Annotated in this window: 1 protein-coding gene; it reads right to left on the bottom strand. The window is 66.6% G+C overall.

Annotated elements, in window-relative coordinates:
- Positions 1–664: hypothetical protein (locus RT91_RS22100; protein ID WP_035189716.1), on the bottom strand; the 664-nt coding region annotated here is incomplete at both ends.

Below are 664 nucleotides of genomic sequence, written 5' to 3'. Positions count from 1 at the left end.
GATGCTGCCGAGAGTGGTGATGGAGTTGCTGCCGGTGAGGGCGACGAGGCTTGCGACGGCATCGAGTGTTGTGGCGTTGACGTAGCCGGAGCCGGCATTGGCGATGGTGCCTGCGTTGGCATCGAGGCTGAGGGTCGTGGCGTCGAGATTGGCGTTGATGCGGATGTCCGAGGCGGCGAGGCTTGCGTCGGTGGCGTTGAAGGACCCGGCGATGGTGAGGGGTGCGCTGTCGTCGAGGGTGAAGCTGCCGGCGCTGATGCTGCCGAGAGTGGTGATGGAGTTGCTGCCGGTCAGGGCGACGAGGCTTGCGGTGGCATCGAGGTTCGAGGCGGTGACGTAGCCGGTGACGGAGCCGGCATTGGTGATGGTGCCTCCGTTGGCGTCGAGGCTGAGGGTCGTGGCGTCGAGATTGGCGTTGATGCGGATGTCCGAGGCGGCGAGGCTTGCGTCGGTGGCGTTGAAGGAACCCGCGATGGTGAGGGGGGCGTTGTCGTCGAGGGTGAAGCTGCCGGCGCTGATGCTGCCGAGAGTGGTGATGGAGTTGCTGCCGGTCAGGGCGACGAGGCTTGCGGTGGCATCGAGGTTCGAGGCGGTGACGTAGCCGGTGACGGAGCCGGCATTGGTGATGGTGCCTCCGCTGGCATCGAGGCTGAGGGTCGTGGCG

The sequence above is a fragment of the Acidiphilium sp. JA12-A1 genome, from assembly GCF_000724705.2.
Taxonomy (GTDB): domain Bacteria; phylum Pseudomonadota; class Alphaproteobacteria; order Acetobacterales; family Acetobacteraceae; genus Acidiphilium; species Acidiphilium multivorum.
The sequence above is the reverse complement of the archived record's forward strand: the minus strand, read 5'-3'. Positions and strand labels throughout refer to the sequence as shown.